The sequence below is a fragment of the Colwellia sp. Bg11-28 genome (assembly GCF_002836245.1).
Lineage (GTDB): Bacteria > Pseudomonadota > Gammaproteobacteria > Enterobacterales > Alteromonadaceae > Colwellia > Colwellia psychrerythraea_A.
Map to the genome: position 1 here is coordinate 512,423 of NZ_PJBA01000018.1, position 20,050 is coordinate 532,472.

Genomic DNA, 20,050 nt, shown 5'->3' on the forward strand with positions numbered 1-20,050 from the left:
TCGCTAGTGCCTTAACTGCAGGCCTAATTTCAGGACTTAGCTATGAGGCTTAACCCTGCTACTTATCAGCCTTTGACTGCCAAGCAATCATTTTATGCCCTTTAAGTGCGTAGAATAAAATAAATAAATAACATGGAATCATGATCATATAAGACATTTGCACATCCCCTGATAAATCAGAAATAATGCCATAAACAAAAGGTAAGATGGCTCCACCTGATATACCCATAATTAATAATGCAGAGCCTGTACTCACATGCTTACCCAGTCCGTTTAGTGCCATTGGCCATATTGTTGGCCATACCAAGGCATTGGCAAAACCTAACATAGCAACAAAAATAACAACGTCAGGAATTTTGGTCTCGCTTGTCCAAAATAAAAGATAAGTCCATATATAAGAACTTTCACTTGGGTAAAGCATAATGAGTACGCTCAAAAAAAGACCTAGTAGCGCAGAAATTGTTAAGGCTTTTTCTTGGCTAATAAACCGTGGGATACATACCATACCGATCAAATAAGTGATGACCATAAATGCCATGGTATGGGATGTTAATTGGGTATAATTAACAACTCCCAACGCCTTACCAAACAAACCTATTGTATCGCCAGCAATAACTTCAACACCCACATAAAAGAACAAGGTTACTGCACCTAACACTAACTGAGGAAAAGCTAAGATAGCTAAGGTATTGGAGTCTTCATTATTATCTGTCTCTTGCTCAATTTCAGGTAGTGGTGACTTATAAATCACTGCACTTAACACTAGAAGAATGACAGCCATCGCCAAATAAGGCTGGATTAAACGCTGTGATAACTCAGTTAGTTCTACCAATCTTTGGGCTGTGTCTAAGGCATTGAGTCTTATATCTGTATACATAGCTATATCGCTAAATAACAGCGAGGTAAAAAGTATTGGTGCAACAATACCTGCGCCTTTATTCATCAAACCCATAATGCTAATACGCACTGCCGCCGACTCTTGAGGGCCAAGCAACACGATGTAAGGGTTAGCAGCAGTTTGTAGTAATGTTAATCCTGTTCCCATCACAAAAAGTGCAAACAGAAATAATGGGAAAAATCGTTCATTCGCTGCAGGAATAAACAACAAGGAGCCTACCACCATGATAAAAAGCCCCAACACCATGCCATTTTTATAACCTGTTTTCTTCAAAACACTTGCCGCCGGCAACGCCGTGATGGTGTAGGCAATATAAAAGGTCATCGTCACTAAATACGCTTCCAAATGGCTCAATTCACAGGCCGTTTGTAAAAAAGGTATAAGCGCACCATTTATCCAGGTAACAAAGCCGAATATAAAAAACAGTCCGCCAATGATTATCATCGGCATAAAGTTAGTTTTACCTATATAGGTATCGTTATTTCTTAATGCTCTTTCCATTGAATTTTCCTCACTTATAAAATAATTACTCAATACTACCTAATAAAACACCAAAACAAAAGCATTTGACGACATAATTACTTTCAATTACTTTCACATATGTAATTTTATGTAACTAATATGGTAATAGCTTTATAAAAGAGATTGACCAGACTGCACAGTAAATCTATTAGGGCGACATCTGTTTTATATTTTTTTATTATTTTAAAACAATAAAAACAATAAACTTCATTTACTTTCATTGTGAGGAGAAGGTAATGCTGCTAATATTGCCAACATATATGAAAAAATGAAATAGATAAAATGCTTAATACAATTGAAAGGCGCCACGCTATTGTTAACAAAGTTAATGACTTAGGTCGTGTTGACGTAGCTGATCTTGCCAAGGAATTTGATGTATCAACGGTAACAATAAGAACTGATTTAAATGACCTAGATAAAAAAAGGTTTTTGGTGAGATCTCGTGGTGGTGCTGTAGCGATTAGTAAAATAACCAAAGAGCTATCAGTAAAAGAAAAGCACTGTGAAAACTTACTCATAAAAGAGAAGCTTGCTAAAGCTGCTAGCCTGCTTATCAAAGATAATGAAAACATTATTCTTGATTCAGGTACAACGACTGAAGAAGTAGCAAAATCTTTTCACGACCATAAAAACTTAATGGTTATGACCAACGGTTTAAACATTGCTGCAGAGCTTGCTCACTTCGAAGAGACTGAAGTGTTAATGACCGGTGGCACATTACGTCATAAATCCCTTTCATTCTATGGTAGACAAGCTGAATCAAGTTTAAGCAATTTAAGATTTGATAAAGTGATTTTGGGGGTTGATGGCATTGACATATCTTCAGGCATTACCACTCACTTTGAACATGAAGCAACACTTAACCGTTTAATGTGTGAAGTATCTAAAGAAGTGATTGCAGTAACTGATTCCTCAAAATTTGGCCGAACGGGTTTTCATATTATTACGCCGTTAAAGTCCATTACCACGATTATTACTGACAGTAATATCCCTGTTGAATACAAAGATTATTTTGAGGCGAATAACATTAAACTTATTATTGTAGATGTAGATTAGTCTGTTTAAGGTTCCCTTGAGCAGCCACTAAATATTACTTACAAAATTTAATGAGCTGCTAATATCCTTCCGAATATTAATTTTTCGATATATTCGTCCCAATATAAGCCACGTACTCTAAACCATAAAAATGCTCGCTAACATAGCGAGCATTTTTTGCTATTAATATACTTATGTTAAACGTCACCCAACCAATACCCATTGTTAATTATGATTGCCGCTACAAGCTTGTAATGAGATAGTTTCATTGCTAGCTAACACGTTAGCACTAGCTGCTTTATATCAAGGAAAACCGTGCTTTCACTCTTCGATTGAATATTGAAAAAGCCATAATCTGTTCCAACTAGTTTTCATAGTTGGTTATCACCTAAATGACAATCCCAAACCAAGGCTTCATCGCCGACATTAATGATTCTATCCGCACCACGATTAATAGCTTAACCTTGTATTTTACGAAGATAATCGCTTTGAAATGTCTATATTGTATTTTTTGAAATTGACGGGACTAAACGGGGATAAGTTAAAGTTTTAACAATGCAAAACGCTTAAATGAGTTAAATAAATTTAAAGGGGTTGATCGTGCTAGAAGAGAATAGGTGAAAGGACATATACCCTTTCACCTAAAGGTTTACTGCATTGGCATTACATTGAGTAACGAATACCAAACATTACGCGGCGTTCTAGTTGCTCTAAGCTAATAGCTAGCTGAGGGTTATTAGATTGCATTTTAACGACTTGTTCTTCGGTGATGTTCTGCACTTCAAACTGCATAGATAAGTTTGAAGTGATATTGTAATTAGAAGAGAAGTCTAACTGGCCGTAAGCATCTTGGTATTTCGCTTCAGGGAAGTAATCAACATACTCACTACGCCATGCATACGAAAGTCTTGCATCAAACGTTTGATTATCATAATAAACAATCGCGTTATAACTATTTTTAGACAGACCTGGCAATGTGGTACTACGAATATCACCTTCATCAGCAAAAGAAGCCGTACTATCGGTATAAGTAAAGTTTACGATAGTACCAAAGTTACTTAAGCTTTCTGATACAAAAGTAAATGGACTTTGAAAACTTAACTCTAAACCTTGAACCGAGGCATCAGTACCATTTTGTGGCTGGGTAAAATCAATTGGCCCTGTAATAGGTTCATTAGAGATTTGATGACGATAAGTCACCACTTCAGTCTCCACTGAATTTTCAACAAGTGAATCAATTTTCTTATAGAAGATTGCTGCTGCAATAAGCGACTCTTCAGCAAAATACCACTCCGCACCTAAATCAAGGTTGTTTGAGGTATAAGGTAGTAAATTAACATTACCTTTTTTACCTTCTAAGCGAGAAGCATCAATTGACGTTGATGGTGATAAACTTGCAAGTGGTGGACGAGTCATCGTTCTTGAATAAGCAGTACGTAACAATACGTCTTCGCTAACTTCATAGTTTAAGTTAAAGCTAGGTAAAAATTCAGTATAGCCACTCTTATAGTTAACTGGGTCAATGCTACCACTTTGCAACAATGAACCATTTGATTCAATTTCAGTATCTACAATGCGTAAACCAAAATTAAAGTTAGCATTATCTGTTTCAAAGTTAGCTTGTATATAAGCCGCTAAGGTTTTCTCAGTAATATCATAAGTACCTGCAGCACTATCTGCCGCTTTATAGGTATTATTGGCAACATCATCACCATGCATACCTTGCATGTAAGTTGATTGCATTAACGCATGGTCTGCATAAAGTAATGTGCTTGGGCCATTAATACCATCAACAGTATAATCTTGATTTGCACCTAGCACTGGTGCAAGTGTCATACCTGCCCCTGATAACAAATCGTCTTGGCCTTGTGCTGGACCATTACCCCAAAAATCACCCCATGCACTTTGATTGGCAGCATAATGTTCCGGATTCATATGTTGAACAGCGCTATCACCCATAACCCAAAAATCATAATCACGCGTTTTTTCACGGTCACTAACAGAAACACCATATTCAACACTGACTAAGTTATCAAAATCAAGCATCTGCTCAAAATCAAGTTTAGCGACTAACTCAGCATCTTCATTTTTACGATCTTTACTGAACACTACATTGAACAAAAAGTTTTCTGCGTTGTTTTGATCGCCATAATATTCCGGGCTACCACCAACAGGATAAAACTCATACCCAGCGCCAGCTTTTTGTACTTGCGTCGCCATACGGTTATAAAAAGAATAAAGGTAAGTTTCTTCTTCACCCGTACGTTTGGTATAACCAATTAATGGACGAACAGTTAATGAGTCAGTAAGCGTCCAATCTGCACTTAATACATGTGAAGCGAACGTCTCTTCTCGATCAATATTTTGAGTACCTACACGGTTTCGCACTCTAGGGAATGCCGCTGAAGTGATATAGTCTTGGCCACCAATATTATCAATAACAGCAGTATCTGGCTCACCACCAATATCCCACTCTAACGTAGCATCAATACGATTATATTCACGTAAGCTATCAGAGCTTACATAAATATTATCAAACGTTACCTGTAAATCTTCAGTCGCATTATATTGTAGCGTTAAAGTAGTACCTAAAGACTCACGATTAATGTCATTACGCAAATAACGTGGGTCATCTGGCATCATGGCATGGCCGTATTTAGGCGCCTCATGCACATCACCACCGGTAGCGCGATAATTGATATTTTCACCTAATCGGGCATATTTCCAAGTACCACTTTCATTAACTACCGTATCAACTTCAGAATAAGCAACAGAGGCTGCTACTCCCCATACGTCATCAAAGTTATTAGTAAAAAACATCGAAGCTCTAGGTGTAGTTTCTTCAGATAAACTGCCCTGACTCGCTTGTACTGAAGCCGTAAACTTGGGGTCATTAGCATCATAAGTAAACGGTCTGGGTGTTTCTAAGTTAACAACACCGGCAAGGCCACCTTCAGTTTGCTTAGCGGAGGCTGTTTTGTGAATAGTTACCTGACTGAATAATTCTGAGGCAAGTAAACTAAAGTCAAATTCACGACCACCTTCTGCATCTAATTGTCCACTAAAACCTGAAGATGTTGAAGATACACCATTAATTTGTACCATGGTAAATTCTGGGCCTAAACCTCGAAGGTTAACGGTAGAGCCAACACCAAAATCTCGTTCAATGGTAACCCCTGGAATACGTTGTAATGATTCTGAAATATTATTATCAGGAAACTTACCAAAATCTTCCGCACTAATACTATCAACAATACCGGTATTCATGCGTTTATCACTTAAAGAGCGATTAAGACTTCCTCTCACCCCTCTTACTTCAATCTTTTCTACATCATCTGCTTTTACTTTTTTTGACTCACTATCAGCTGCAAAAGCAGAACTAAAAGGAAGAGTACCTAATCCAAGCATTATACAAGCACTTAACTTCAGTAACTGTGGGGTTCGATATTTCATTCTATTCACCTTTATTGTAATTTTATTTTTTTGATGAGTGTCGCATCTTAAAAACTGACCCGCAACACATCTCCATGTCATGTTCTAAATCTTTTATATAAAAAATAAAAGTAACTTTCAAGAACTTTCTTTTACCTTGCAGTTATAATTCACTAGAAAACCGAGAATAACAACCATAAAAACCAACAAAAACAGTAAGTAAACCAAAACAATAAAACGGAAAGATATATTTATTTATTTTTCATTTGAAAGGTAATGAAAGTAATGTATTATAAATACAAGTCATTTACACTGAAATGGAAGTTTTACATGATAGATATACAGACTGTTTTACACGCTAACCGTAATGGTGAGAATAAAGGCATTTATGCAATTTGTTCAGCTCACCCGTTAGTAATAGAAGCAGCACTAGAACAAGGGTTACAAGACGGTACGCCAGTATTAATTGAAGCTACGGCAAACCAAGTTAACCAATTTGGTGGCTATACCGGTATGTTGCCAAAAGATTTTCTAGATTTTATTGGTACTATCGCCGACAAAGTTGGATTTGACCGAAACAACATTATTGCCGGTGGGGACCATCTTGGTCCGGTTTGCTGGGTAAATGAAAGTGCTGAAGAAGCAATGTTAAAAGCACGAGATCTGATTGCTAGTTATGTAGCGGCTGGCTTTAAAAAAATCCACTTAGATACCAGCATGAGCTGTGCTGATGATCCTGAATGTTTGCCTGATGAAGTGGTGGCGACTCGTGCTGCAGAGCTGTGTTTAGTTGCAGAGACAATGGCTAAAGAAAAATTTGGACACTCTGATTTAGTTTATGTAGTGGGTACTGAAGTTCCACCTCCAGGCGGCGCAGCTGAAGAAATAGAAACTTTAGAGTTAACCTCTGTCGCAAAGGTAAAAGAAACATTAGCTTTGCATAATAGTGCTTTTTTAGCGCTTGGCTTAGTTGAAGCTTGGCAACGTGTGATAGGTTTAGTTGTTCAACCCGGCGTTGAGTTTGATCATACTAGTATTATTGATTATCAATCAGAAAAAGCGATATCACTTAAAGAGTATATAACAACCATACCTAATATTGTTTATGAAGCGCATTCATCTGATTATCAAAATGAAAGTGCTTATGTTGAGTTAATTCAAGACCATTTTGGTATTTTGAAAGTTGGGCCTCAACTAACTTTAGCATTACGTGAAGCGCTCTTTGCACTGTCGTATATAGAGGATGAACTGATCCCGGTAGAAAACCGATCTCATTTACGCACGGTATGTGAGCAAGAAATGCTTGAATCACCAAAAAACTGGCAACGATTTTATCCTGTCCCTGCAAGTAAAGGCACCTTATATCGTCGTTATAGTTATAGTGACCGCATTAGGTATTACTGGAATCAACCACGCATTCAAAGTGCAGTTAAGCAATTACTCGATAATTTAAGCCGTGAAGGCATTCCTTCGCCGCTTATTAGTCAATTTCTTCCTGAACAATACAAAGCAATTAGAACTAACAAACTTGTCGCAACACCAGAAGCGTTAGTGAAAGCAAAAATCAAGCAAGTAACTGAAGCTTATGCTTACGCTTGTTGGAAGCAATAAATTTACCTTATCAATATCACCTTTTAATCAAATCAGTTTTGAGGAAAGCTAATGTCTGAACTTTTATCGTACAACACAGAATTTTTAAAGTCACAAAATGGTTATTGGACCGCCCGAGAAATATGTCAACAACCACGAATTTGGCGTGAAGCAACTCGTCATATAGAAAAGAATGTATCTAGTATTGATACTTGGTTGACGCCGCTATTAAAAAATAAAAATATGCGCATAATATTAACTGGCGCTGGCACCTCTGCTTATGTGGGCGAGGCGATTGCTCCACATTTAAGTCAGCAAACTGGCCGACTATTTGAAGCGATAAGCACCACAGATATAGTTGGTAATGCTAAACAATACTTAATTAAAGATATTCCAACATTATTGGTTTCTTATGGCCGCTCAGGTAACAGCCCTGAAAGTGTCGCTGCGGTCGACCTTGCTAACCAAGTGATAGATAACTGCTACCACTTAGTTATTACCTGTAACCCTGAAGGTAGCTTAGCTTTAAGCGCTAAAAATAAAAATAATGTGTTTTCTGTGCTTATGCCTGAAGGCACCTTAGACCAAAGCTTTGCTATGACGAGTAGTTTTACTTCAATGTTAGTTAGCACATTAGCTATCTTCTCCCCTCAACAAGAGCAATTAGAGCGTGCTGCACAATGGGCGGAAAGCTTTTTAGAAAGTGGCGTTGAAGTGCTGAAAAAACAGGCTTTACAGCCAACAAAACGTTTAGTATTTTTGGGCGCTGGTGGCCTTCAGGGGATAGCTCGTGAAGCTGCACTTAAAATATTAGAGCTAACATCTGGTCAAATTTTGAGTTATTGTGAGAGTCCTTTAGGATTTCGTCATGGACCAAAATCGTTAATGAATGCAGATACAGAAGTAGTATTACTCTGCTCTAGTGATAAGTATACCAAGTCATATGACCAAGATTTACTCAACGAAATACAACGTGATAATCAAGCCTTAGCCATTACCACGTTAAATAATGAATTCTTTGGCCAAACAACAGAACTTGATGATGTTTGGGCTAGTCTACCTTATATTTTATACTGTCAGATATTGTCATTCTTTAAATCAATGCAAGCCAATATCACTCCAGATAATCCATGTCCAACTGGCGAAGTAAATAGAGTTGTGCAAGGTGTAACTATCTATAAACTTGATTTGGAGGCGTCTTAATCATGACCTTGGCTGTAAAAAGTATTGCCCCAATAAGAGGGCAAGATGATAAATCAATAATCTATGGTTTAGACATCGGCGGCACAAAAATTGAAATTGGTGTTTTCACCCAGGAGTTACAGCTTCTAGATAGCTGGCGTACACCAACACCAACAAAAAGCTATAGTGAATTCGTTCAAACTATCTGTAACCTAGTCATAGAAGCAAATGATCGTTACGCTAAAAGTGCGATAATCGGTATAGGTATGCCTGGCATTATTGATAAAAATGGCTTGGTTAAGTCTGCCAATGTGCCCTGTTCAACAGGTAAAAACATAGTAGAAGATCTAAATGAGGCCTTGCACTGTGAGGTCTCCATTGGCAATGATTGTCGACTTTTTGCCTTGTCTGAAAGTGTTGGTGGCGCAGGTGATGGTTATAAAAGAGTGTATGGCGCCATTATCGGCACTGGCGCTGCAGGAGGCTTTTGTATTGATGGTCAACTTTATAATGGCCGCAGTGGTTTTGCCGGAGAGTATGGTCATTTGCCGGTTTCAGCTTATTTAATCGATAAATATGATTTACCAATTAAAGCATGTGGGTGCGGATTAACAGGTTGTTATGAGGCCTATGTATCAGGTCCAGGTCTTGCTTGGATTTATCAATATTTTGGCGCTAAAAACCGTGATACCTATCATTTTGTTCAACAGCTAAATGCAGGGGATGAAATTGCTAAAACGGCATTCAATTGTTATATGGACTTGCTAGGCGCTTCATTCGCCTCACTCATTTTATCTTACGACCCAGATATTATTGTTGTAGGTGGCGGTGTTTCAAAGATAGATCAAGTCATTGAGTCACTTCCGAGTTTCGTCAATAACCACCTTTTTTCAGGTGTTCACTGCCCTGTAATTAAAAGAGCAAAATACGGAGATTCTAGTGGCGTTAGAGGCGCTGCTATATTAAGGAAGCAATTCAGTGAAAGCTAAACAATACTACTTACACTCAAATAGTGCCTATACAGAAAACAGCATTGAAAGTAATTGTTATATATTGATTACTAATGGTCTGATTACCGATATATGCCATAGTCCCTCAGAAAGTATTCCTATCGTTGAGCTAGATAACTTAACTATATTGCCGGGCTTTTTAGATCTTCACATACATGGTCGTGAAGGTGCTGATGTGATGGATGCGACCCCAGAAGCTATAGAGACGATCTCTACTTCATTAGCAAAACATGGCGTAGTGGGGTTTTTAGCAACCACCGTAACCTCTACTTGGGAGAACACTTTAGCCGCCTTTGAAAACATAGGATATAGCTATCAAAGTCAGCCAAGTGGTGCACAGGTTTTGGGTGCATATAATGAAGGCTTATTTTTTACTGAAGACCATAAAGGCGCTCATGATGAACAATACTTTTTACCACTAAGTAAAGAGAATATTAACGCCATCATAAATGCAGCACAAGGAGCGCTTAAGGTCGTAGCCCTAGCACCTGAATTACCTGGCTCAGAAGAAATCATTCGCTACTTATCAGCAAATAACATAAAAGCGATGCTTGGCCATACTAATGCAAATTATCAGCAAACTTGTGATGCATTACATGCTGGCGCCTGCGGCGGTGTACATGTATTTAACGGTATGAAAGGCATTCATCATAGGGACCCCGGTTGTGCTGGCGCCGTTTTATTAGACAAAGATGCTTATGTAGAAGTGATTGCTGATGGTGTGCATCTTCACCCTGGCATTTTAAAAATGATTTATCGTATGAAAGGTCCAAAAAAGATGGGCTTAATCAGTGACTGCATTGTTGCGGGTGGCATGAGTGATGGCACATACCGATTGGGCATGTTGGATGTTGAAGTGAGTGAAGGAGTTGCACGCACTAAATCTGGCTCTCTTGCGGGTAGTACATTAACCCTTGAAAGAGCGATAGCGAATTTGGTTAGTTTAGCTGATATACCAAAATTAGAGGCTGTACATATGGCAAGTTTAGTACCAGCCGAATTTCTTGGTGTCAGCGACTCATTAGGCAGTATTTCCGTGAACAAACGAGCGTGCTTTGCCATTGTTGATGATGCATTTAATGTGCAAGCAACCATTATTGATGGTGAACTGGTGTTTAAAAGTGATAACTTTACTTTAAACTTTTAACGTACATCAGCATGACAGTTATGCCGTAATATTACTTACGGCCTACCGTCATATACTGTTCAAATTGATATTAAGGGTTAACTCGTTCCCTGACAAAGTTTTACTCACTTAACTATGACTGATATGCAATATCATATGGCACTCATTCAAAGGCGCCTTGTTCTATAAAATCTGAGAACGCTCTAGACTTTAATTGTCAAAACCAATTAGAAAGTATTGTAAATATAGAAATCAATAAAGGTCTTAAGTTATTTACAATTATAAATTTTAAATTCACAAGAAACTCAGAAAGTATAAATATCTCCTGCCACGTAGTGTTCATAAATCCTATGGCCCTATGTGCCCCATAGCGCCACAGAATTTAATACCTAAAATCATATTAATCTAATGTCCGCTTTGGTATTTTCTAATCAAATTAGAATTTTTGACTTTATAAATTCCTGATGAAATTTAGAACAATTCTATTATTTAACTAAGGGCTGATTTTCATCGGTTCAAATGTCGCTAGATAAGCCAAGGATAAGGTCTTCTTTCGTATCTTTGTTAACATTAAGCTAGTGATCATTAGAGACTTCTTCAACTAGCCATAAGCTGACCTTAGGTTTATACCTGTACTTGAAACTTGTTAGCCTAAAACTGCCACATATAATTTAAATATGTCTATTAATTTACACCTAAAATCTTATTCAATATTTTTCGTACAAATATCTACCCAATCTCAAAAGCGGACATTAGAATCAACTAAGGTCCACATAAAATTAGAGTAATAAATCTAAGGCGTTTTCGCCCCCAGAGCGCCACAGAAAGAGTAGGTTCTGTTGATCTTTAGTGATTAGGTTTAGAGCTAAAAAGGGAATTTCATATAATTATTTTTCCCAAAAAAGATATACGAGATCACCATGCCCCGAACAAAACCCAAGCACACAGGTCAGCTCAAATATAAAGATTAATCCCTTATTTAATTGGTTCTTTTTACAAGCATACTTAGGGTATAATTAGGTGACAATAATAGATAAGATTCAGACTAAAAAAGCCAATAGATCTAAATACCGAGCTATTAATTAACTTTTGGATACTAGCGTTCTCTATACATCTTAATTAATTCATTCGTTGAACCATCCATATTTAATATCTCTGTAGGATTGGTTATTTTTGATAATACTTTATTACCCTGCGACTTTCCTAATTCAACACCCCATTGATCAAAAGAATTCACTCTCCAAATGACACCTTGGACAAACACCTTATGCTCATACATGGCAATTAAACTGCCAAGAACCTTAGGAGTTAACTTTTCAAATAAAATGGTATTACTCGGTTTATTACCCTCCATCACCTTATGAGTTGACAGCTTTTGAATTTCTGATACATCACAGTTAGCCTTTTTCATCGCCGCTTTAACTTCTTCCAGACTTTGTCCTGCCATTAACGCCTGACTTTGACCAAAACAGTTAGAAGCTAACATATCATGATGATTACCAATTTCATGATAGGGGAATAATGGCATCAAAAAATCTACAGGAATAGGGGTTTTGCTTTGATGGATTAGTTGGTGAAACGAGTGCTGACCATTTGTACCTTCACTTCCCCAAATTATTGGGCCAGTATCATAAGACAATGATTTATTATCAACTGAAATTGATTTACCATTACTTTCCATATCTAGTTGTTGAATATAAGCTGGTAAACCTCGTAAATAATGATAATAAGGCAATAAGACTTGCGATTGAGCACCATAAAAATTTCGGTACCAAATACCTAATAATGCAAGAATAACAGGTAAGTTTTTTTCTAGTGGCGCATGTATGAAATGTTCATCCATTTCAAACGCACCTTGTAAGAAATCACGGTAATTATCAAATCCTATCGCTAACGCCAAAGGTAAACCAATAGCAGACCACACAGAGTAACGGCCTCCAACCCAATTCCACATAGGGAAAATACTTTCTTTCTCAATGCCTAATTTTTGTGCGGCTTCTACATTAGACGAAACACAAGCAAAATGGTATTTAACCTCTTCCTCTGATGCGGTGGCAACAAACCAATCACGTGCGGTTAGCGTATTACGTAATGTTTCTTGAGTCGTTAATGTTTTAGATGACGTTATAAACAGTGTTGTTTCAGGGTTTACTTTAGACAACACATCGTGAATATGACAACCATCAACATTAGCAATAAAATGCACCTTTAACTGAGACTGTTGATAAGGTTTTAGTGCCTCTGACATTATCTTAGGCCCAAGAAAAGACCCTCCAATTCCGATACTAACCACATCAGTAAACGCTTTGCCGGTACAGCCTACTTTTTTACCTAATGAGATGTCGTTAACAAAACTTTCTAACTTAGCGAGCGTTGTCTGTATTTGTGGCATCACATCAACACCATCAACATAGACAGCTTTGTTTGAAAAGTTACGTAACGCTGTATGCAAGACCGGACGATTTTCAGTGGTATTGATAGCCGAGCCATTAAACATTTTGTCACGTTTATTAAATAAACCTGATGATTCAGCCAAATTCATTAATAAGTGCATTGTTTCGTCAGTGACACGGTTCTTGGAGTAATCTAGCATTATTCCAGATGCAGAAAGAGAAAAATCATTAAAACGCTCGGTATCTTGAATAAACAGATCACGCATTTGTATGTGTATATTTTTATTATAATGATTGACGAGTGATTTCCACTCAGGGGTGCTTGGTAACATACAAGTTATATCCTAATTCTGAAATTTGAAACTATCTAAATTATTACCTTGCAGAACAAAATTTAGATATGAGCAATATTTGCTAAACATAACTACTGACTATTTAGCGTGATTAATCAAAGACTTTTATACAAGGTTAATGCTTGAACTTTATTTAAAGGTTCAAGCATTAACCTTTTTATTTACTTGTTAAATACCAGTTTTTAAATATTCTAAGCATTCATCTACTTCTTGAGTCGATCCCATAATCACAGCAACACGTTGATGAATATGAGACGGTTCAATATCTAAGATACGTTCTTGCTCTGTAAAGGCTTTACCATTGGCATTTTCAACTAACATTGCCAATGGATTTGCTTCATACAACAAACGTAATTTAGCCGGTTGTTCAGGTTTTTTAATATCATTCGGATAACAAAAAATTCCGCCACGAGACAATACACGATGTACATCACCAACCATTGCTCCATTCCAACGCATGTTAAATTTCTTAGCTCGCGTCCCCTCATCACCCAAAATAAGGTCATTGATATAATGAGTGAACCCTGATGACCATTGATTGAAGTTAGACATATTTACAGCAAATTCTTGTGTTTCTATCGGGATGCCCATTTGTTCCGTGGTTAGTAAATAACAACCCTGCGTTTTGTCTAAAGTATATAAACGAGATGGTCCACCGGTTGTCATCGCCAACATAGTAGATGGGCCATATAAAACGTAGCCTGCACAAACTTGCTCAGTGCCTTTTTGTGAAAATTGCGATTCACTACCTGCAGATACATCATCTTTTGCACGATATATAGTAAAAATTGTGCCTATCTGACCATTAATATCAATATTTGAAGAGCCATCAAGTGGGTCAAAAGCAACAATATAAGGTGCACCTTCAGTTGCAGCAACAACATAGTCTTCTTCTTCAGACGCGATAGTTCTTACTTTGCCACTTTCTAATAACATGTCTTTAAGTAACTGGTTACTTATGATGTCCAATTTCTTTTGAGTTTCACCTTGAATATTCTCATCTAACGTAGAGCCAAGTACATTCGACAATGCACCTTGACCCACTCTGAATGAAATTTCTTTACAAGCCGTTAATATCGTTTTGATTAACAAGATCAATTCAATTTCGACATTGTCTTGCTCTAAACATGGAATTAAACGCTTCATACTTCTTCCTTATACCTATCAAGGCAATTAAGTTCTTTAAACGAAAGCGCTAAACGCTCGGCCATAGACTGCTCTACTTTACGTAACCACACACGTGGGTCGTAGTATTTTTTGTTTGGACTATCGTCACCATTGGGGTTACCAATTTGGCTTTGAAGGTATTCTTTATTTTCTTTATAATAATTAGAAACCCCTTCCCAGCTTGCCCACTGTGTGTCGGTATCAATATTCATTTTTATCACGCCATAGCCGATAGCTTCAGTAATTTCAGATGGTGCTGAGCCAGAGCCTCCGTGAAAAACAAAGTTCAAAGTGTTATGACCTAAACTATATTTTTGTGAAACAAAAGCTTGAGATTTTTTCAATATTTTTGGCGTTAATTGAACATTACCGGGCTTATAAACGCCATGTACATTGCCAAATGAAGCCGCAATGGTGAATGAATTACTCACTTGGCTTAATTGCTCGTAAGCATAAGCAACATCTTCGGGTTGGGTATAAAGTAATGACGCATCAAGCTCTGTATTATCAACCCCATCTTCTTCGCCACCAGTGCAGCCAAGCTCAATTTCTATCCCCATATCTAGTTTTGACATACGCGCTAAATACTGCTGACAAGTCTCAATATTTTCAGTTAAGCTTTCTTCTGATAAATCTAACATATGCGAGCTAAATAACGGCTTGCCATGTAAATTATAATACGCTTGTCCTGCGTCTAATAAGCCATCAATCCAAGGTAATAATTTTTTAGCTGCATGATCTGTGTGAAGAACAACTGGTATACCATAATGTTTTGCAGCCGCATGTACATAATGTGCAGCAGCAATAGCACCAAAAATTGATGGTTGATGATCTTTTAATGGAGCGCCTTTACCCAGAAAAAATGCTGCGCCACCGTGCGACAACTGAATAATAATAGGTGATTGACATTGATAAGCCGCTTCAAGGGCTGCGTTAATCGAGTTGGTACTAACAACATTTACTGCTGGAAAAGCATAACTTTGCTCACGAGCAACACGATACAATGTATTTAAATTTTCTCCACTAACAACACCAGGCGGTACTAAATTCGTTAAATTGGTCATTAATAATCCGTATGTTGGGAAATATGTTCAAGACCAGCTTGTAGAATTAGATCGTAAAGAAACTCATTCAGACTAGCTAGACTTGTTTAGAGCTCGGTCGCTTGCGGCCGATATATATGCGAAAGTGCGTATTGTCTAGTTGTTATTTTTTGCCAGAATCATATCCTTATATTCCTGTAATTTTTCATCTGCCTGATCGCCAAACAAAATCTGGCAAGCCTCTTTCAGACCCGGCGCGTTAAGAATATCTGACTCCGGTACTACCAGAGAGATTTTAGAACGACGGCGTAAAAAATCGTCTAACTTAGTTACCATTTCTCGCTGCGCGGCATGTTCGATTTCAACCCGTAAATATTCTGAATTTTCTATCAACAACTCCGCCTTTTCTGGGTTCTCACGGATGCTTTCCAACATATTAATAGCATTACGACCATAACGGCGCCAGAATCTTGTTGTTAGGGGCTCAGAAGATGATACAGGGGTTAATTCATCGAGTCCCATTAGTTCTGCTCTGTGCATGAACTCCCGCTTAGTCGCTTCATCGGGTTCACCATACCACTTGTGTTTAGCATGTGGCAGCTCTATGCCAAAGCTTTTCACAATGCTAGCTACTTCGTCGCCAACATTAATACAATCGGTAAGTTTACCACCGAATATTGACATATATCGTGCGTCAGCATTAATATCAATGGCATGCTTACGCGACAGCTGAACCCAGTCGGCTTTGCCTCCTTTGCCTTTAATAGCTAGGGGTCTTACGCCACATCGTTCAGCAATCACATGGTCTTTGGTTAATATCTTATCCAACATTAATAGCTTGTTCGCATTGTCTAATACGAACTGTCGATCATCGTCGGTAACATATGCATAAGGGCTTTCGACCTGTGTGTCTGTGGTGCCAATACAGGTCTTAGGCCCCATAGGGATTACAAAAAACAGTCTGCCATCGTCAGCAAAAAAGGTTAGTATTTTTTTACTCTCGGTGACCTTATCGACGATTAAATGGATCCCTTTTGAAAATAGGTGATGATGCTCAGTATGCTCTTTGTTGACCTTATTAAGTGGGTCAACAAAAGGTCCGCAGGCATTAATTATTGTTTTTGAGCGGATCGTTAACTGTTCACCGCTAACCGTATCACAGGCGTTGGTTATCCAAATATCGTCTTCTTTGGTTGAGCCTAGCGACTCTACATAATTTGCGGCTATGCAGCCATAACTCATGCTAGAGCGAATAAAATTAAAAGTAAAACGGGCGTCGTTGTCAGGCAAATAACAGTCAGAGTACTCAAAGCCGCCATTTACCGACGAAGTATTAATTACATTTTCCATCGATTTAATTTTTGATGCTGTGAGATAAATGGGCTTTTGAGTAAAAAAACGGCCAATAGACCAATATAAGGCAGTACCGAGAAAAACCAGAAAAGGTGGAAAACGAAAGCCCTTTTGAATACTGGTTAAGAATCGAACTTCTTTAACCGAAGAAGGATAATTTCGCATCAAGTGATTACGACTTTTGCACAACTTGTTGACCAAGTTATATTCATAACTCTCTAGGTATTTAATCCCGCCCCAAGCCAAATTGGAAGAGTTCGAGCTAGTGAAACCCGCAAAATCGCCTTTATCAATCAAAGCAACTTTGACCCCTTTAGCAGCAAGGGCGGCGGCAGACACTGCACCATTAATGCCACCACCGATAACCAATACATCAAAGATCTCATTCGGTAGTTTGCTGATATTATTTGCTCTAAGGTTATTCATGTTATTCCTTTATCCTTATTTTATTAATGCACTTCTTCTGTGTTGGTAATGTTATTAACACAATGGTTCAGGTGGATAACCATAAAGGTGTATCAGGTAGGTTTAACATCTTTACCTCCTACCTCAGCGTTAGCAGTAAGGTCTGAATACTGCGGAACCTTTATCATTGCAGCTGAAGGTGAACGTATAGATTAGAACAGCTCTTTATTGGTGATAACACTATGAAAATTAAATGTGTCTAAACGACAAAACGACTAACTTCATCCATTAACTGTCTCGCTACAGAATCTAAATTTTCAGCTGTCTCCTTTAATTTATACGCATTTTTATTGGTACTAAGGTAGCTCTGCTGGATGTTAGCTATATTACGATTAACTTCATCTACCGTGGCTGATTGCTCTTCCGTTGCAGCGGCATTCTGCAAATTCATGTCACTTAATTCAGATGATTGAAAGGTTATATTTTTTAATTGCTCAGACACACCACTAAAACCATCAACGGTGGTATTAGCACACTCTTGACTACTGAGCATGGCTTGAACCCCTTGCTGACTACGGTTTTGTAATTGTTCGATCATCTCTTGAATGCGAGAAGTTGATTCTGAGGTTTTATGCGCTAAAGAACGAACTTCATCGGCAACAACAGCAAAACCTCGTCCTTGCTCTCCGGCTCGTGCTGCTTCTATTGCAGCATTCAATGCCAATAAATTAGTTTGTTGAGCTACACTATTTATCACATCTAAAATACTACCAATTTCATTGCTATCCTCAGCCACCAGCTGAATAATAACTTTAGATTTATTTATTTCATCGGAAAGTTTATCAATAGAGTCATTTGCTTGGTTAACCAATAACTCGCCTTGAAGAGCTGCATCATGAGTAGATTTGGACTTATCTGCAGTGCCAGAACAATTAGATGCAACGTCTTGCACGGTTGCGTCTAATTCATTTACCGCGACTACCACTTGATCAGCCTGATCTAAACCACTACTCACTTCCTTATCAACGGTCAATATAACCTGTTGTATTTCCCCAACCGTTTGGCTTAATTGCTCACTTGCATTTCTAACATTACCTGTTAAATCACCTAAATGAGCAACCATTTGATTAAAGTTATTGGCAAGCATACCGAGTTCATCTCCACTTTTTACTTCTGCATTCGAAGTAAGGTCTGAATGCTGCTGAACCTTTATCATTGCCTGCGACAGTGTACGGATCTGCCCACCTATTTGTCGTAGTAAATAAATACTTATTGCTAAGCTAACCACTAATGCAACCATTGCAATGATTGCAAGTTGCAATAACTTCGAATACGCAATATTTTTTGCATTTACAATAGATTCAGTTAATTTATTAGCCATTATATTTTCCAGTGTTTTTAGTTTGTCTATCCGTGTAGAAGCATTCGCAAACCAATAGTTGGCATTGATGCGTAAACGTTTTTTGTGTTTCAATACGGTCTTACGTATGCGTTCAACTTCCATAACAGCATCTCCTTCAAGCGTGTTATTAAGTAGTTTTTCTTGCTCTTCGTTCGCTATATCAAGAAATAATGTCATGTAAACGTCTTGCTCTGCTAATAAACTAACAAAATGATTATACACTTCAATAGTGGGTTTCTTCGCCGCAAAAGCCTGTGTCAATACAGCACGCTCAATTCCCGCTAACTCTTTATTTTGTAATAGATATAAATAGGCATTCATTTGACGACTTATCTGCTGATCGTCTATGAAGGTTGAAATTAAGCGACTTATTGCCAGTAATGAACTATTAAGTTTGATGTAGTATTGAACTATTTCATTACTAGGGATATTTTGTTCTTTAACGCCAATACGAATATTAGCAAGCATCACAAATTGTTGATCGATCGATGAAATTAAACTGGTCAGTTGCGGACTATTGTCTGTCGTATTGAATTGATTCGCTACGGCTTGATAATCAAATAATTGCTGCTTAGTGCTAGCGATTTGCTCAGTTAAATCTGTGGAGAATTTTTTACCTTTAGCACTCAAGTATCCTATAGAAAAACCACTTTCCTTCTGTAATTCATGAATTAACTTGCTAGCAACAGTGTTCAATGCCTCTAACTCTTGCGCTTGTTGCATATCAGCGAAGACTTGATAATTTTTTGACAACATATTAAAAATAACAACCAGAGCTAGTAGTAATGGTATTAACGTAAGCGCAAGTAATTTATAGCGAATTGATAAATTTCGTAAAAAGTTCATTTATATTACCTCACAGCAAAATTGAATTAGTTCCAAGTCAGGTTCACAAGCCAATCTCTGCTATTATTAATTCGAAGTTTATTTCGGAATACAATAGATCTTTATTTCAATAGTATTAAGCTAAAAAGGCCTGCGCAAATAGCGCAGGCAAAGCAGAACAGAAAGTAGTGCATATATTGCCAACCTAGAAAGGCAACCCCTCTGTTCATTTCCAAAAGTTGCCTGACAACTTAAGAAACTGTGGGAAGAATCTCAAGTGTCAAATCAACCAAAAAACCATACAGTAAAAGCAA

General features: G+C 37.7%; 12 protein-coding genes. 5 read left to right on the top strand and 7 right to left on the bottom strand.

Features of this window, described 5'->3' with window-relative positions; genetic code table 11:
- Positions 1–58: 58 nt before the first annotated feature.
- A complete protein-coding gene (locus tag CXF79_RS19495) occupies positions 59–1,399 on the bottom strand; it encodes a sugar MFS transporter (RefSeq protein ID WP_101157309.1) in 1,341 nt (446 codons plus the stop codon).
- 303 nt (positions 1,400–1,702) lie between these two features.
- Between CXF79_RS19495 and agaR the strand changes: the two genes are divergently transcribed.
- Entirely contained in the window at positions 1,703–2,476 is a 774-nt protein-coding gene (agaR, locus tag CXF79_RS19500) for a transcriptional repressor AgaR (protein WP_101157311.1), read from the top strand.
- Between the two features lie 642 nt (positions 2,477–3,118).
- Here agaR and CXF79_RS19505 read toward each other — a convergent pair.
- Positions 3,119–5,908, bottom strand: a complete 2,790-nt coding sequence (locus CXF79_RS19505; protein ID WP_157825907.1) for a TonB-dependent receptor — start codon at positions 5,906–5,908, stop codon at positions 3,119–3,121.
- A gap of 309 nt (positions 5,909–6,217) precedes the next feature.
- On the opposite strand from CXF79_RS19505, the gene CXF79_RS19510 reads away from it, so the two are divergent.
- Genes CXF79_RS19510 through nagA form a run of 4 tightly spaced genes read left to right on the top strand, consistent with a single transcriptional unit; the run spans position 6,218 to position 10,816 of the window.
- Positions 6,218–7,498, top strand: coding sequence for a D-tagatose-bisphosphate aldolase, class II, non-catalytic subunit (locus CXF79_RS19510; protein WP_101157315.1), 1,281 nt, complete (start codon positions 6,218–6,220; stop codon positions 7,496–7,498).
- A gap of 51 nt (positions 7,499–7,549) precedes the next feature.
- Positions 7,550–8,680: an SIS domain-containing protein gene (locus tag CXF79_RS19515; RefSeq protein ID WP_101157317.1), complete on the top strand. Its 1,131-nt coding sequence runs from the start codon at positions 7,550–7,552 to the stop codon at positions 8,678–8,680.
- 2 nt (positions 8,681–8,682) lie between these two features.
- Positions 8,683–9,648, top strand: coding sequence for an ROK family protein (locus CXF79_RS19520; protein ID WP_232769256.1), 966 nt, complete (start codon positions 8,683–8,685; stop codon positions 9,646–9,648).
- Complete coding sequence (gene nagA, locus CXF79_RS19525) at positions 9,638–10,816, top strand: N-acetylglucosamine-6-phosphate deacetylase (protein ID WP_101157319.1); 1,179 nt, start codon at positions 9,638–9,640, stop codon at positions 10,814–10,816. The genes CXF79_RS19520 and nagA overlap by 11 nt, the downstream gene beginning before the upstream one ends.
- A gap of 1,075 nt (positions 10,817–11,891) precedes the next feature.
- On the opposite strand, the gene pgi is transcribed toward nagA, so the two are convergent.
- The 5 genes from pgi to CXF79_RS19550 form a co-directional block, all read right to left on the bottom strand.
- Positions 11,892–13,520: a glucose-6-phosphate isomerase gene (gene pgi, locus CXF79_RS19530; protein WP_101157321.1), complete on the bottom strand. Its 1,629-nt coding sequence runs from the start codon at positions 13,518–13,520 to the stop codon at positions 11,892–11,894.
- Positions 13,521–13,709: 189 nt separating this feature from the next.
- Positions 13,710–14,687 carry a class 1 fructose-bisphosphatase gene (locus tag CXF79_RS19535; RefSeq protein ID WP_101157323.1) on the bottom strand — a complete coding sequence of 326 codons (978 nt, stop codon included), beginning with the start codon at positions 14,685–14,687 and terminating at the stop codon, positions 13,710–13,712.
- Positions 14,684–15,772: a class II fructose-bisphosphate aldolase gene (gene fbaA / locus CXF79_RS19540; RefSeq protein ID WP_101157325.1), complete on the bottom strand. Its 1,089-nt coding sequence runs from the start codon at positions 15,770–15,772 to the stop codon at positions 14,684–14,686. Before fbaA ends, CXF79_RS19535 begins: the two co-directional genes overlap by 4 nt.
- 135 nt (positions 15,773–15,907) lie before the next feature.
- Positions 15,908–17,530: a glycerol-3-phosphate dehydrogenase/oxidase gene (locus CXF79_RS19545; RefSeq protein WP_101157327.1), complete on the bottom strand. Its 1,623-nt coding sequence runs from the start codon at positions 17,528–17,530 to the stop codon at positions 15,908–15,910.
- 238 nt (positions 17,531–17,768) lie between these two features.
- On the bottom strand, positions 17,769–19,757 hold the full coding sequence (locus tag CXF79_RS19550; protein WP_101157328.1) for a methyl-accepting chemotaxis protein: 1,989 nt from the start codon (positions 19,755–19,757) through the stop codon (positions 17,769–17,771).
- Between the last annotated feature and the right edge of the window lie 293 nt (positions 19,758–20,050).

Coding starts and splice junctions, on each gene's coding strand:
- CXF79_RS19505 (WP_157825907.1), bottom strand. CDS start 5,908: ATGAAATATCGAACCCCACAGTTACTGAAGTTAAGTGCTTGTATAATG.
- CXF79_RS19510 (WP_101157315.1), top strand. CDS start 6,218: ATGATAGATATACAGACTGTTTTACACGCTAACCGTAATGGTGAGAAT.
- CXF79_RS19550 (WP_101157328.1), bottom strand. CDS start 19,757: ATGAACTTTTTACGAAATTTATCAATTCGCTATAAATTACTTGCGCTT.
- CXF79_RS19545 (WP_101157327.1), bottom strand. CDS start 17,530: ATGAATAACCTTAGAGCAAATAATATCAGCAAACTACCGAATGAGATC.
- CXF79_RS19515 (WP_101157317.1), top strand. CDS start 7,550: ATGTCTGAACTTTTATCGTACAACACAGAATTTTTAAAGTCACAAAAT.
- CXF79_RS19520 (WP_232769256.1), top strand. CDS start 8,683: ATGACCTTGGCTGTAAAAAGTATTGCCCCAATAAGAGGGCAAGATGAT.
- CXF79_RS19535 (WP_101157323.1), bottom strand. CDS start 14,687: ATGAAGCGTTTAATTCCATGTTTAGAGCAAGACAATGTCGAAATTGAA.
- agaR (WP_101157311.1), top strand. CDS start 1,703: ATGCTTAATACAATTGAAAGGCGCCACGCTATTGTTAACAAAGTTAAT.
- fbaA (WP_101157325.1), bottom strand. CDS start 15,772: ATGACCAATTTAACGAATTTAGTACCGCCTGGTGTTGTTAGTGGAGAA.
- pgi (WP_101157321.1), bottom strand. CDS start 13,520: ATGTTACCAAGCACCCCTGAGTGGAAATCACTCGTCAATCATTATAAT.
- CXF79_RS19495 (WP_101157309.1), bottom strand. CDS start 1,399: ATGGAAAGAGCATTAAGAAATAACGATACCTATATAGGTAAAACTAAC.